Annotated in this window: 12 protein-coding genes and 3 pseudogenes; 10 read left to right on the plus strand and 5 right to left on the minus strand. The window is 53.7% G+C overall.

From position 1 onward, the window contains the following. Window positions 1-78: 78 nt before the first annotated feature. The 7 genes and pseudogenes from J3P76_RS10590 (at window position 79) to J3P76_RS10620 (ending at window position 4,586) form a co-directional block, all read left to right on the plus strand. Entirely contained in the window at window positions 79-375 is a 297-nt protein-coding gene (locus tag J3P76_RS10590; RefSeq protein ID WP_434701886.1) for a hypothetical protein, read from the plus strand. 166 nt (window positions 376-541) lie between these two features. Further along, window positions 542-1,000, plus strand: coding sequence for a hypothetical protein (locus J3P76_RS10595; RefSeq protein ID WP_434701887.1), 459 nt, complete (start codon window positions 542-544; stop codon window positions 998-1,000). A gap of 88 nt (window positions 1,001-1,088) precedes the next feature. Further along, window positions 1,089-1,649: a hypothetical protein gene (locus J3P76_RS10600; protein WP_434701888.1), complete on the plus strand. Its 561-nt coding sequence runs from the start codon at window positions 1,089-1,091 to the stop codon at window positions 1,647-1,649. Between the two features lie 460 nt (window positions 1,650-2,109). Continuing rightward, window positions 2,110-2,397: pseudogene (locus J3P76_RS10605) on the plus strand (Arm DNA-binding domain-containing protein); the annotation flags it as partial. 313 nt (window positions 2,398-2,710) lie between these two features. Then, entirely contained in the window at window positions 2,711-3,382 is a 672-nt protein-coding gene (locus J3P76_RS10610; RefSeq protein WP_434701889.1) for a hypothetical protein, read from the plus strand. Beyond that, entirely contained in the window at window positions 3,375-4,082 is a 708-nt protein-coding gene (locus J3P76_RS10615; protein ID WP_434701890.1) for an RES family NAD+ phosphorylase, read from the plus strand. The genes J3P76_RS10610 and J3P76_RS10615 overlap by 8 nt, the downstream gene beginning before the upstream one ends. Window positions 4,083-4,337: 255 nt before the next feature. After that, window positions 4,338-4,586: a hypothetical protein gene (locus tag J3P76_RS10620; RefSeq protein WP_434701891.1), complete on the plus strand. Its 249-nt coding sequence runs from the start codon at window positions 4,338-4,340 to the stop codon at window positions 4,584-4,586. A gap of 130 nt (window positions 4,587-4,716) precedes the next feature. Here the strand turns inward: J3P76_RS10620 and J3P76_RS10625 are convergent, their stop codons facing one another. The 4 genes from J3P76_RS10625 to J3P76_RS10640 all read right to left on the minus strand — a co-directional run bounded on the left by J3P76_RS10625 (window position 4,717) and on the right by J3P76_RS10640 (window position 7,716). After that, entirely contained in the window at window positions 4,717-4,929 is a 213-nt protein-coding gene (locus J3P76_RS10625) for a hypothetical protein (protein WP_434701892.1), read from the minus strand. 169 nt (window positions 4,930-5,098) lie between these two features. Then, the gene (locus J3P76_RS10630) at window positions 5,099-5,962 is read right to left on the minus strand and encodes an alpha/beta fold hydrolase (protein ID WP_434701893.1); all 864 of its coding nucleotides are present in this window, start codon (window positions 5,960-5,962) and stop codon (window positions 5,099-5,101) included. 395 nt (window positions 5,963-6,357) lie between these two features. Continuing rightward, window positions 6,358-7,371, minus strand: a complete 1,014-nt coding sequence (locus tag J3P76_RS10635) for a chemotaxis protein CheB (protein ID WP_434701894.1) — start codon at window positions 7,369-7,371, stop codon at window positions 6,358-6,360. Window positions 7,372-7,482: 111 nt separating this feature from the next. Continuing rightward, window positions 7,483-7,716, minus strand: a complete 234-nt coding sequence (locus J3P76_RS10640) for a hypothetical protein (protein ID WP_434575618.1) — start codon at window positions 7,714-7,716, stop codon at window positions 7,483-7,485. 113 nt (window positions 7,717-7,829) lie between these two features. On the opposite strand from J3P76_RS10640, the gene J3P76_RS10645 reads away from it, so the two are divergent. Continuing rightward, window positions 7,830-8,111 (plus strand): hypothetical protein, encoded by a 282-nt coding sequence (locus J3P76_RS10645; RefSeq protein ID WP_434701895.1) that lies wholly within the window; start codon window positions 7,830-7,832, stop codon window positions 8,109-8,111. A gap of 459 nt (window positions 8,112-8,570) precedes the next feature. Here J3P76_RS10645 and J3P76_RS10650 read toward each other — a convergent pair. Continuing rightward, window positions 8,571-9,344 (minus strand): annotated as a pseudogene (locus tag J3P76_RS10650) (MFS transporter); the annotation flags it as partial. Window positions 9,345-9,364: 20 nt separating this feature from the next. Between J3P76_RS10650 and J3P76_RS10655 the strand changes: the two are divergent. Together J3P76_RS10655 and J3P76_RS10660 are read left to right on the plus strand one after the other, a co-directional pair. Then, window positions 9,365-10,300 (plus strand): annotated as a pseudogene (locus J3P76_RS10655) (LysR substrate-binding domain-containing protein). Window positions 10,301-10,794: 494 nt separating this feature from the next. Continuing rightward, window positions 10,795-12,501 (plus strand): sensor domain-containing diguanylate cyclase, encoded by a 1,707-nt coding sequence (locus J3P76_RS10660; protein ID WP_434701896.1) that lies wholly within the window; start codon window positions 10,795-10,797, stop codon window positions 12,499-12,501. The last annotated feature ends 450 nt before the right edge of the window (window positions 12,502-12,951 follow it).

The raw sequence follows: 12,951 nt of genomic DNA on the forward strand, positions 1-12,951 counted from the left end.
GTATAATTTGCCAGAGGGGAACACAATAGCTGAGGGAGGATAGAGCAGTGGAGGATGAGAGATTTAAGGAGGTTTGGGGTGGTTGCTCGGTTTATAAGCAATAGCGTTGTTCTCCTATCTATTTCTTACTGCGCCAATACGCATGAGATCAGCTACGCTTTTTTGATTGATGACATTGAGTTTAGGCTGGGAGGAGAGTTGTATGAGGCTGTTGGTATAAAAGGCATTAAATGTAGCGTCGAGTTGGAGCAGTTTTTGTTGGCGTTGATGCCGTTTGATCGAAGCGTGTCGAAAAAACTTTGTTCAATGTCTTGGGCTTACGCCGAAGGTGATAGAGTTGATCTTCCAGCCCCTCTGTTATTATTAGAGCTTTAAGTCTGACGTGTCCGTTGGTGAGGTGAGTTATTGTTCTTCAATATGTTTTCGTTGACTAGGTGGAGGATCCAGTCTGCCCTGGTGATCGATTAATTAATTGTTGCAACTGAAAGGGTTGCGCTTCTTGCGAAAGCGTATTTTTTTTGTCCGAAGGCGGAAATATAGCATGCAGAAAAAATGTGACTTGTATCTATGTTCTGAGGTGGATGTATCTCAAATTGCGATGCTGAGCCTATTTGATAAGAGTCTCCTTTTAAAGGAAGGCACGGTGCGCAGTGGCTATCTCTCTGTAAATATTGATAGGGTTAAGCTCGTTGCGATAGTGTCCGATTTGCGTCGGCAAAATATATCCTGTTTTAGCGATCCTATTGAGTATAGAGATAGCAATCTTTCGTTTGAGGCTGCATTTGAAGTTGCAAAAAAATCTGCGATAGAACAAAACGCGATTGCCGGGCGTCTGGATCAGACGCGGGCTCCGCCCCTATTTTGGTCTTTTAGCTTGGCGTCTGTATCTTCCTCAGAGAAGAAAGCAGGCGGGGTGCTCATGATCGATCGCTTGGACGGCCATATTTGGAGTCCGGAGGAGTATGAAGAATATATGTATGACTACAATAAAGTATTTTAGTAGGAGCTTAGAGTTAGCGAGCTTTGTCAAACTAACGATGTGTGCTGGGCGAATTTTTCTTTTGTTAATCATGAGGTCTAGGTGTCGTATGCGATTTTTTTTCTTAGGGGTGTCGCTGGGCTCGGCATTGATTTTGTCAGGTTGCAATACAACTCCATACGATAGGTCCACTATCTATTACGAGCGAGAGCAATTTGCGGCGCAGCTCTCCAAGGATTTAGGAGTGGCTGATCCCGTTCTTCAGCACGGTCGCTGCTCTCTGATCGTTTCAACCCCGGATTCGAACACTGGCACCTACTATTTTTGCACCTATGCGCTGACAGCCAATAGGCTTTACGTACAGGGGTGGGATGCTAAAACGTTGAAATATGTTGAACTCGTTCAGATAGACGTAACGAATCTTAAGAAAATGTCTCTCTACACTTTTTTACGGACCAAGCAGCTTCAGCTGACCGAAGAGAGACGACAGATCGCGCTCAGCGCATCTATAGACGATGGCGGGTACGTAGATGCGGAGGCTACGGAGCATTTGTTCGATGCGATTAAAGCGAAAGGTGTGCCGGTCGCGAAAAGCGAAGGCCTGATAACGCCACCTGCTGCACCGGCGCCGATGATTATTCCTATCGTCATGCCCAAGTCATATCGGTAAAAAGGGCGGTCTCGCTGATGAAGGGAGCGCTGTTGAGTTAAGAAGGAGACCATTTGAGCGGGAATACTCCGCGGGATATCAATGGTTCTTGATCACCTCGTACGGGATCACTCTCTCGCTCTTGATACCTACCGGGAACAAGTCCAAAATTAAGTCTTTTCCTGCCTCGGCAAGAAAAGAAACCCCTTAGATTTCAAAGGGTAGGACGCTAGATACGAGTCTCGTTTCCCGCTCCAATTATTTTTCTATAGACTTCCATTGAAGTATGTAGAAACCAAAGAAAGAGGCTTCGGCCTCTTTTTTTGTTCCAGTAAAGTCTATTTTGGTACATCAATATCCACGAATTTTTAGTACATTTTTTAATACATAAATTCGACGCTTGATAAATCAGTTTTTAGAGCTGCTTGGCACTCCGAAAACGGTACAACCCTCCTTCATCCATATGAGTGGAGTTAGTACAATGGTCCTTACCAATACGGCGGTCCGACACGCCAGGCCTCGCGCCAAAAACTACACCCTTCCTGACTTTGATGGCCTTGCGCTTTTCGTGAATACGAAAGGCACCAAGAGCTGGCACTTCCGTTTTTCTTGGGCGGGCAAACAGCCTCGTATTTCGCTCGGTACTTATCCTGAAATAGGTCTACGCGATGCTCGCGCTCTGCGCGATATCGCCAGGGCGCTGGTCGCGAAGGGTCTCGATCCCCGCGATCAGCGACGCCTTGAGCGCAATGCCAAACTGTTGGCCGAGAGAACACATTCTTAGGTCGATGCGGTACAAATTTTCGGCCCTTAGGGGAGCGGGACCGCCCGGGAATTCAAGCGGTGCTGAACTGGGTTGTCAACTCTTTCGGTCTGTTGCTGGTCTTTAGCTCGCCCGCACACCTGAAAGCTAAGATCGTAATCCTTAGACTTTCAGTCCCAGAGTCACCGTGCGGATCGACGGCATGGCGCGCTCCCTCAAACCTATCTATGTATCCAGATGAATGGAGGCTAGGCTAGGGCTGGGGTTATCAAAGATATGCTAGGATTGGATAGCGTAGATAACTGATGAGGAGATTTCCATGAGCGTTACAGAGCAGTCGGGCGTCTCCACCTTGGTCGGTACGCCTAAGGAGGCTCGGGCGAGCTTAAGCCGCTCGCATGCGGACCGAGTACTGGTCGTGTCTTTTGATCAGGTCAACCTCAGCGTATTTGAGGCGTTGGCGGAAAACTTCGCCAATGTGGCTTCTTCGATGTACGAGGTGCTGCAGGAGCGTCAGGACCCGAAGTCGCTGGAGCGACTGGCCGAGGTGTTTGTGACGCGTAAGCCGCCTTCGCCTCGCCTGCTCAAGGAAGCGGCAATGCTGGTCCAAGCCCGCAAAGCGGTGTTGGAAAGCGGTGATTGGCTGACCGCCGCAGACATCGCCCAGGTGGCCCAGTTGAGTACTAGAAACCCGAGTGCCCAGCCCAACAAATGGAAAAAGCAGGGGCAGATCTTTGCCATCAGCCACGGCGGGGTCGACTATTTCCCTGGCTACGGCTTGGACCCGGACGCGGGCTATCGGCCGTTCAAGGCACTGGCCAAAATCATTGAGGCTTTCGCTGGCCACAAGGACAGCTGGGGGATGGCTTACTGGTTTCGCTCAGATAACAGTTTTCTGGGCGGCAAAAGGCCTCAGGACCTGTTGGCATTGGCGCCTGATCGGGTGATTGCTGCAGCACTGGATGAAATCCAAGGCATTGTCCATGGCTAAGCAACGTACCGAGTCCAGTGAGGGTAGGGCGACGCCTCCCACGGATTTGGCGGCGTCCGTTACCCCAGTGCCTGCGGCTACGTTGCACGTCACTTTCACCGTGATCGCCAAAGGCGATATGCTTCACCGTGTGCACCAGGATAAGTATCAGCCTGATCAATTCAATCCTGGAGTGCACGGCAACGCACGCTTCAGCCCGATCCAGGATGATCAGGGGCGGGCGATTCCCACCTTGTATGGAGGCACGACAGTCGATTGCGCCTTGATGGAGACCGTCTTCCACGACGTTCCCCATACGGCTGGGTTTAAGAGCTTCGACAAAGGCAAGCTAACTGGACAGGTGCATTCTGCCGTCCAGGTTAGCCAACCGCTGCACCTGGTTGATCTGTCCAGCGTGCCCCTGCGGAAACTGGGCATCACGCGCAAACAATTGATCGACACCGAGAAAGATCAATATCCTGCGACACGCAAATGGGCCGAGGCAATACACCGTCAGTGTCCAGATGCCCAAGGGCTGTCTTGGGTGTCGCGACAAGATGATTCGGCACGTGCGGTGGTGCTCTTTGGTGACCGGATTCCTGACGGCGCACTTCATCCGCAGGGGGCATCACGCAGCTTGACCGGCGACTCGACTGTGTTCGACACGGTGCTCAATCTGGCAGAGCGGATTGGGGTCGTTATCATCGCGGGAAAAAGCTGAATCAAAATGACCGAACAGTCGCCCCTGAAAGCCGCTCTCTGAGGCTAGAATTGCCATTCCTCAGTCATTAGATCTTGCTGAAGACGGCGGGCTTTGATGGGGGCATTGATGGATTCTTCCGTACAGGCCTGCGTAGCATCGACGGTCAACAAATAGGTCTTCGGTGCGTTCTAGGAGCGGGCGGTGCTTGTCCCGGAACACGCAGCAATAACATGATGGCTGGCTCCGTGCTGGCCTAGAAATGCGGAGCTTGTTATGGACGTCAACCCGATGTTAAGTGATGAACTGGTGAGCCGGCTGGAACAGAAAATTCCAGACATGGCGAAAGGCGCGATTAAGGCTGCCTATATCAATACGCTGGCGGCCGGACTCAATGTGATGGAAATCAGGGATGGCATGCTCGTTCAAACAACGGCCGATGGTCAGCACAAGGTTATTCGAGCGGCCAAGCCCAAGCATAAGGTAGCTTCGGACATGATTATCAAGGTGCGCCGCTTTTCATAACCAAAGATTGAGGGCGCCCGTATCTTCACGATGTCGCCGCGCAGCGCGCGGGAGTTCTGACACTTCGGCGAGTCCAGCCTTTATGCTGTGCAGGATAACCGCCAAGCTCGCCATCGCGTGGGCCGTTAAATCAGTGACCCTGGGTTCTCAGCTTAGCCAAGCCCTGCTTGATGTGTCCGGCATTCTCTCCGATGGTCTGAAGTGCACCTCGGACGTTGGCACCAATCTCCGCTGCACCTTGGTCTTCTACCTTCAAGGTCAGCTCCATCACCGCGGCCTCCAAGGCGAGCTGATTTTGGTAAAGCCGCTCAAGAACATCAGAAAGGGAATATTCGGTGGGCATTATCTCGACTCCAATCAAGGAGTCGAAAGCGTAGCAGCGTAAGGGACAGAAACCAAAGGTCGGTGCGCGCTAGCGAGTATTGCAGGATCTAGAGACAGCGATCGGCCAAATGCAACATTCACCCGGAGCTGTTTCCAGACCGAAGCGGTCATTAACGGCGTCGCGATGGTCATCGCTCGGTGAAGAACGCCTTCAGTGCACGAGCCAACTCGACCGGAGCTTCTTCAGCAATGTGGTGACCGCAGTCGATACCTTCTCCGGTGACTTTCAGCTCTGCCCATGGCTCCCAAACCGCAACCACATCGCCGTACAGGTCCTCTAGGTCATCCCTTAACGACCAAATAACATGGAGCGGACATTGAAGTTTTCGACCAGCCTCACGGTCTTCCCGATCATGCAGGTAGTCCAGCTCGATACCCGCGCGATAGTCACCGAGCATTCCAATAATAGTTTCATGATCGTGAATCGCAGCCTGAAAATCCTCGTAATTTTCCCGTCCCATCGTTTCTGAGCAACCCCCATACCAACCCTTTGGATCCGCGAGGATTGCCCTCTCTGGCTTGTCGGGCTGAGCATAGAAGAACCAGTGCCACCATTTGGATGCGAACCGCGCGTCACATCGCTCAAGAGCCTCCAAGATAGGCACACCGTCTAGGATTGCCAGTTTTAGCACGCGTGACGGATGGTCTAACGCTGAGCGGAAAGCAGCGTAGCTACCTCGATCATGACCCGCTAGGTAAAACTTATCGAACCCAAGGCTATCCATGAGGGCAACGCAGTCTCGTCCTTTCGCTCTCTTTGAATGAGCTTCGTGATCATTGGGGGTCGCAGGCCGGCTGGACTTGCCGAACCCTCTCAAATCGGGACAGACCACCGTAAAAGAACTGGCGAGCAGCGGTGCAACCCTATGCCAAGTCGTGTGCGTACGCGGGTGCCCATGAAGTAACAATAACGGCGGGCCCGAGCCACCATAGCGAACGCGTAATGTCGCCTCAGGCAAGTCAATCATTTTTAGCTGGAAACCTTCGAACATCGTCACTCCTAAGAGGCTTTCCACTCCAAACAATAGATCACGGATACGGTAGCTAGGTCAGACGAGCGGCCGAATCCTCCGCAGGATGCACTCATACGATGTTGGCTCCAGCGTAAGGGTAGGGCAGGCAATCGTTCAAGCTTGAGTGGCCGCTACGGTTCTTAATCTTCAGGAAAAATTTTATTTAGTGTAAAGCGTCAACTCTCTGAGCCTGCTCTCTGTTGCGTGTTCAAACCGACTCAGAATCACATCGGCTTGTTCCTCTGTGATGGCTCCAGCACACCTTAGGCCAATCACAAACCCATGAGCTTTTGCGCCGTTTTTCACCGCTAGGATCATCATCCGGCAGTCTCGATCTCTTTAAGTATTTTTTCGGCAGGGCGTGATTAGGTCACTCAGCTGGTGCGAAAAAAGTCTGGGTCCAGTACAAGTTCGCGGAGCGGCTTCAAGCGGTCTTCTGCGTCCTTGGCTTGTGAACGGGAACGCTCGGCATCTTTCTTAGAACCTTGCGCTTCTGCCAGGTCGCCCATTTGACGAAGCAGCAGAATTCTTTCTTCAACCGCCCTGAGCGCATCCCAGAGCCCAGTATCAATCGCGGCGTTAATTTCAGCGATTAGGGTCTTGATCGAAAACGCATGGCCCGTATGGCAGCGAAACCTGACAATCGATCCTTCTTCTATCTGCACCAGAATTCCATGACAATCGGGGCATGTATAGCTTGAAATATTCCCTATACTCATGACGCCAGCTTCCAAGCCGTTGCCATTTTCACTGATGCTCGTCTCGATCAGATGGCGCTCGTTTAAGGATCTTGTGGCCAGTTGCTTGATCGGCAATCTAACCCGCGTTGCTATCTGATTCGCCAGCTCAGTGAGTGTGCCTACAAAGTCTGTTTCGACGTGCTCTATTGCACTACGGGGCATGGAATCATAAGTAGCTTCAGAAGGATCCTGCACGAGTGCCGTACCGTTTTTGTCCTTTATCGCCCAAAGTCCCGCTGTTCCGTCGTCCAGCGCTCCGGTCAGTATCACTCCGATCACCCTGGAGTCATAAGCCACCGACGCTGAGCGAAAGAGTACATCGATAGCCGGACGAACTCTGCATTCCTTCGGTCCGCGAGTAAGGCGGACCCCCTCCTTCGTCACAAGCAGATGGTGATCAGCGCTGGCGACGTAGACGGTTGAGGTCTTGAGCGGTTGATTGGCTTGGACCGAAATGACCTTCATGCTGGTTTCACGAGCAAGTATCCTGCCTAGCTCACTCGGCGAGTGCGGAGGAATATGTAGCACTACCAAAAAAGCCGCTGGCAAGTCAGAGGGTAAGGAGCGAAATAGACTCCTTAATGCTTCGACTCCACCGGCGGAAGCCCCAATAACGATAATATTCCGACAGTGGCTATCGAGTTGCATAGATACACACCTCCCTCTCTAAAAGCGAAACGCAAGATTACGAGCCGCACCATGATCAAAGGTTTAGCTCCTAACAAATGGGTGAGCGTTCGATTGACGCGCGACTAGCGATCAGTGTTTCTTCCGAAATACGGCCCTCGCCTGGTCCCAGGCTTTTTTGCCTTCAAGGCATTTCGCATCAGCTGCTGCGCGCGCGTTTTGAAACGCGATCATGGCTTCAGGCGAATCTGTGGCATGGGTTAGCAGTTCATAAGCGATCGCGTTGAGACGATCAGCCTCTCGAAACAGCTCGTTGGTGCGGTCGGTGGCTTCATGCCAAGCGGAAATAATGGCGTTATTTCTCATGATCGTCCTCGCGTGTCATCCGGTCTTTAAATAGTAAGAGAGGAGCGCCTTTTAGTTTTTTGGAGCTTACGTTTATGGACGCAATTTTTGCTTAATGCAAATGGATTCGGATGGTGGCGGGCGTCAAGGTCGTGGGCGTGCTGCAAGTATTGACCGCCCCACGCACGGCCGTGTCCCAATCGATGAGCGCGATCCCGACAATCGAGCTAGAGGACAACGCCGCTTGGGAGTTGCTGATCGAACTGGTTCAGAAGGGGGCCCATCCACTGATTGCCAAGCGCTTCGGCCATGCCCTGGAACAGGAGGAAACGCACCTGGCCGGTGCGCAACTTCATCAAGCAAGATCTTCTTGCGTAAGTGAGCTGAGCCTTGCTTACCACCTGGCGCCACCCTAGTTTATCCGGGGTGGGACCACTGGCTCGAACTTTAAAGGACAACCGCCCGTGAGTGAAACCTACTTGAAAATGAACTGAAAGCCTGGCGGCTGTTGCTCGAAGACGCCTATCGCCCGGAGTTTCCCTAGGATTACCCCGCCACATGATTCGACGCGCCGATGAACGGGTGTTGCAGGAGTTCATCAGGCTGGAGCGCTGTATCGAGTTGCTCGCGGACATGACAGCGAAGGGGTGCGGGCGACACGACTTTGACGTCCGCGGCATTGCTCATCAGGAATAATCTCAGCTCCTGAGTGTCGGGCAATTCACACCGCAGCAACCATCTGTTTGTGTGTCGGTCATGGCCTTTCCCCTGGAGAGGACCCAGCATGAGGCCAACGGGCACAATACGCTCCGCCAGTCTTGCTCTCTTTAGCGCCCCGTCCGGTCGTTATTTACCGGCCCGTGACAAGCCGTGCGTTACGTCTTGGCCGGCGAGTCGACCAGCCTCCAAGCCCCCAGGAAATAAAACACGCCACCGGCAGCAATGAAGAGGGCGAGCATGTAGAAGATGCAGTGAGGCGGTTGTCGCCAATACCAGGGCACACAGCACCGGTCCGAAGGCGGCGCCGAGGTTGCCAAGATTTTGCGCAGCGTAGTACATGCCTCGCAAGTGGTCGGGCGCGATGTTGTCGATGAACATGTATTCAGCGGGGAAGACGATGATCTCTCCGAGCGTGAACACCGCCATGGCAATCACCCAGAGCACGAGAGTATCGGCCAGGGCAAAGCCGGCCAACCCAAGGATGAACAGACTCAGCCCAGCCGCCAGCCACAGGTTCAGATGATGTTGAGAGACTCTTCGGCCAATGGCGTATTGCAGGCTGATCACCATCAGGGCATTGGTCGTGACAATGGCGCTGATGGTGCGATAGGTGAACTCTGCTGTGTCGTGACCACCAGGTACTGTGAGAGATAGGCCGTGAACTGGCCGAAGACCACCGCGCTGAGCAGACCGCCGAGGGTGAAGCACACTAAGCGGTTATCCCGGAGCAAAAGCTTGCCTACGGCCAGGAAAGGCACAGGTTTGTGGCTCGCATCAACGACCGTCAGGCCTCTGTCGCCCCAGACGAAATAGACCAGACAGAATCCGGCACCCAGCATGCCGGATAACAGGAATGGCAAGCTGATGTCCAGCTTGGCCATGCCCGCCCCCAGAAACGGCCCAACGGTATAACCGATGTTGGTCACCGTGTCATGAATCAAGGATGTCCATGTTTTCCTCCGAACGATTGAAGGGCATCGATGTATTCGTCTGCGTCGCTGAATCCGGCAGCTTCAAGGCTGCTGCTGAACGGGTGAGCCTCACGGGTTCTGCCATCAGTAAAAGCGTTGCTCGCCTGGAAAGCCGGCTCGGCGTCCGACTGCTCGACCGTACGACCCGACGTGTTTCGCTTACCGATGCAGAGGGGCCCCTTTTTCGCACATGCACAAGCGTGCTTGCCGACCTCGAAGAAGCCGAGCTGTCGCTACAGGCTGAAAACGCCGAGCCCCGTGGCAGGGGCCGGATCGACCTTCCCGGTGCTTTCGGCCGTTCCCAGGTACTGCCTGTCGTCTTGCGCTGCCTGGAGCGATACCCGCAATTGGTCCCGCACATTTCGTTCTCCGACAGTTTCATCGACGCCGTACAGGAAGATGTGGACATCGCTATCCGTTTGGGCGGCGCAGAGGTATGGCCGGACACGGTGGGGGCATCGGTACCTGGGTAGCGAATGGCATATTTTCTGCGCATCACCTGCGCATCTCGCCAGGCATGGCACGCCCCTGACGGACCTTGATCTGGAACAGCACCGGTGCATCGCCTACGGATGGCGGGATGGAAATGTCAGCCCTTGGAATTTCGCCGGGCGCCACAGGGGCGAAACGGCCAGGATGCTGGTGGCTCCAACGCTGGTGGTGGGCGATGCCGAGGGCTTGGTGGTTGCGGTGTTGGCGGGCTGCGGTATCGTCCAGTTGCCGTCCTGGTTGGTCCAACGGCAATTGGACGAAGGAACATTAGTCGAAGTACTGCCCCAGTCGGCAACTGATGGGATAGCGATCAATCTTGCCTGCAACAAAGCCGTGAGGCGCTGCCCAAGGTCGCTGTTTTATCGGACTTACTGACGGCCAATTTGACTCAGGTGGTAGGAGGGCGGGCGCAACGGTTATAAAGGCTTTTGCCCGTGGTGCCACGAACCAGTCGGCAACGAGTCATGACAGCAGACGCACAGCATGTTGCCATCGAGATCTCGAAAGTAGGCACCGCGATAATTGGGGTGGTGGTGGGATCTCAAGCCGGGTTCCCCCTCACATGTCCCGCCCAATGCCACAGATTTCTCTCGTTCATTTGCCTATAATCCGTTTTGTCTGCGAGAAGGTAGTTCGGGATTGTGCCGTGCGGGGCGCCCCTTGGGTGGAACAGCGCATGCTGGCCCCGGCCCTTTAACCTCGTAGCGAGGCAGTATCTCGTCCAGCGTCTAAATCTGATGAGTGGTGCCTCAAGGATTCAATGGGAGCTTCTTAGCGCAATCTCCTAGCTTCACCGACACCTGGCGATAGCGGTTAGTTGCCTTATTATTGGGTGCCATAACCTATTAACTGCCTCTGCCTCCTGCCGTTTTCTCTAGCATGTCGACATCATTGGTCCCCAAGAGCGTAATCGTTAATGCCTGATCGTAAAGCAAGCCTTCTCATCGCTACCGCTGCCGCGAGTATTGTTATGGCCGTCACCGCGGCCGTGAGTCCCACCACGTTGTTCTGGACAAATGAGACGCGCCTGGAGCGTAACGTTGTCGAGGCCCAGATAGATCGTATTCGCAACGTTCAGAGCTTGTTGGTGGATGCTGAGACCGGTGAGCGCGGTTACGTGTTGACGGAAAAGGAAGTCTTTCTACAACCATACTATATCGCCATATCCCAACTGCCTCCGGCCCTCAAGAGCCTGCGCGAATCCTATCAAGGCGATCCAGCGGAAGAGGTTGGGCGCGTTGAAGAATTCATCCGCCACGCTGAAATGAAAATGGCGCATTTGGATCGTGTGGTGAAGCTGGTAAGCCCCCACGGAAATGACGCGGCAGTGACGGAGATTGCTGCTGGCGGTGGTAAAGCCCTGATGGACACGGTGCGCACCATCAGTGCGGAACTAATCAGTGACGAAGCAGAGGAACTGGCAGCGCTCGAACGTCAACTTTTGAGCAACATCCGCTGGGCCGTCGCGGTTTCCATCATAAGTTTTATCGTGACCTTGGGCTTGGGTCGCTTTATCTATACATCCATGCGACGTAGCATCCGACGTCAATCGGAGTCCGCCGCAGCGGCCATCCTTGTCAGCGATCAACTCAGCCAGAGCCTGGAGCGGTTGGAGCGGCGCAACGGGGAGATAGGCCTTCTCGCTGAGATGGCGAGGTTGGCGCAGACGGAGTTGACTCAAACGGAAACGCTCCAACTAGCGAGCACGTACTGTCAGCAATTAATACCTGCGAGTGAAGGGGAGTTTTTTCTCTATCGCAATTCGGCGGATGTCCTTCAGCAAGCGGCGTCGTGGGGCCAAGCTGAAGGGAAGAATGCTGATGTCATGCTCAGCCCAAAGGATTGTTGGGCAATCAGGCGAGGGCGATGGCATTTGACCGAGCATCACCACGATCTTTCCTGTCGCCATTACCCAGCGGCGTTGGGCACCGACCAAGTGACCGATTGCTGTTTGCCCTTAATGGCTTATGGCGAGATTCTGGGTCTGTTGCATATCCGTCAGGTTGGACTGCAGGACCTGTCCGAAGAGCGGTTACAGATTGCTGAGGCTGTGGCGGAACAAACGGCTCTGGCGTTGGCGAATGGCCGGATGCGCCAAGTATTGGAGACTCAGTCCATCAAGGATCCGCTGACAGGGCTGTATAATCGGCGGTTCATGGACGAGGCGCTAAAGCGCGAGCTGGCGCGCTCTGAGCGCAACGGGTCAGCCCTGAGTGTCGTCATGCTAGACCTCGATAACTTCAAACATCTGAATGACTCCTATGGCCATCCAGCAGGCGACGCTGTGCTTCGTGCGGTTTCCGCTTTGCTTTTGCGATCGTTGAGGTCGTCAGACATCGCATGTCGATTTGGCGGAGAGGAACTGATTGTGATTCTTCCAGAATGTCCCTCAGAGAGCGCTACGTCACGTGCTGAGCTCATACGAGCATCTCTTGAAGGGTTGAGTCTTACGGATCACGGTCAGACATTCACAGTGACTGCTTCGTTCGGGGTCGCTTCTACAGAAACCAGCGGGTTGGACCAAGGCTCTCTTTTGAAGGCGGCTGACTCAGCGCTTTACGCAGCCAAGCGGTTGGGGAAAAACAGAGTTGAATGCTGGCCTCTGGTGAAGCATGAGCGCTAGAAGTTTCGATGGGATGCAGCAGGCTGATCGCTGCTCGTCGCCCGATCAGAAGCACCAGCGATGACTGGTTGGCTGCCGCAGACACCGCAAAGGTGTCGCAGTTCAGTACCCGCAACCCGAGCGTCCTGTCAAACAAATGGAAAGCAAAGTTGGCGTTAGGGCAAAATACAGTAACCGTCCAGCCATCTCATCTTGCATGGGAGATATTTACGTTTTTTACTCATCTTAGCGATCTGATGAGTCTCATGGTTCCTGCAAAAATGACGGTTTCTTCCACTATTGCGATGGGCCTATGCTAAATTTAGATCAGTTATGAATGGATTGTTCGGTTATGGAGAACGCATCATGCTCCCAATAGGCATCTCGCTACTTGCCGTAGGCTTAGGCACCGGCAATCCTGGCTTTTGGATACCAGGCTGCGTCTTCGCGGCTATAGGGTGTTCTCAAAGA

Origin of the sequence: Pseudomonas sp. D1-36, from assembly GCF_051132205.1 — a bacterium.
Taxonomy (GTDB): domain Bacteria; phylum Pseudomonadota; class Gammaproteobacteria; order Pseudomonadales; family Pseudomonadaceae; genus Aquipseudomonas.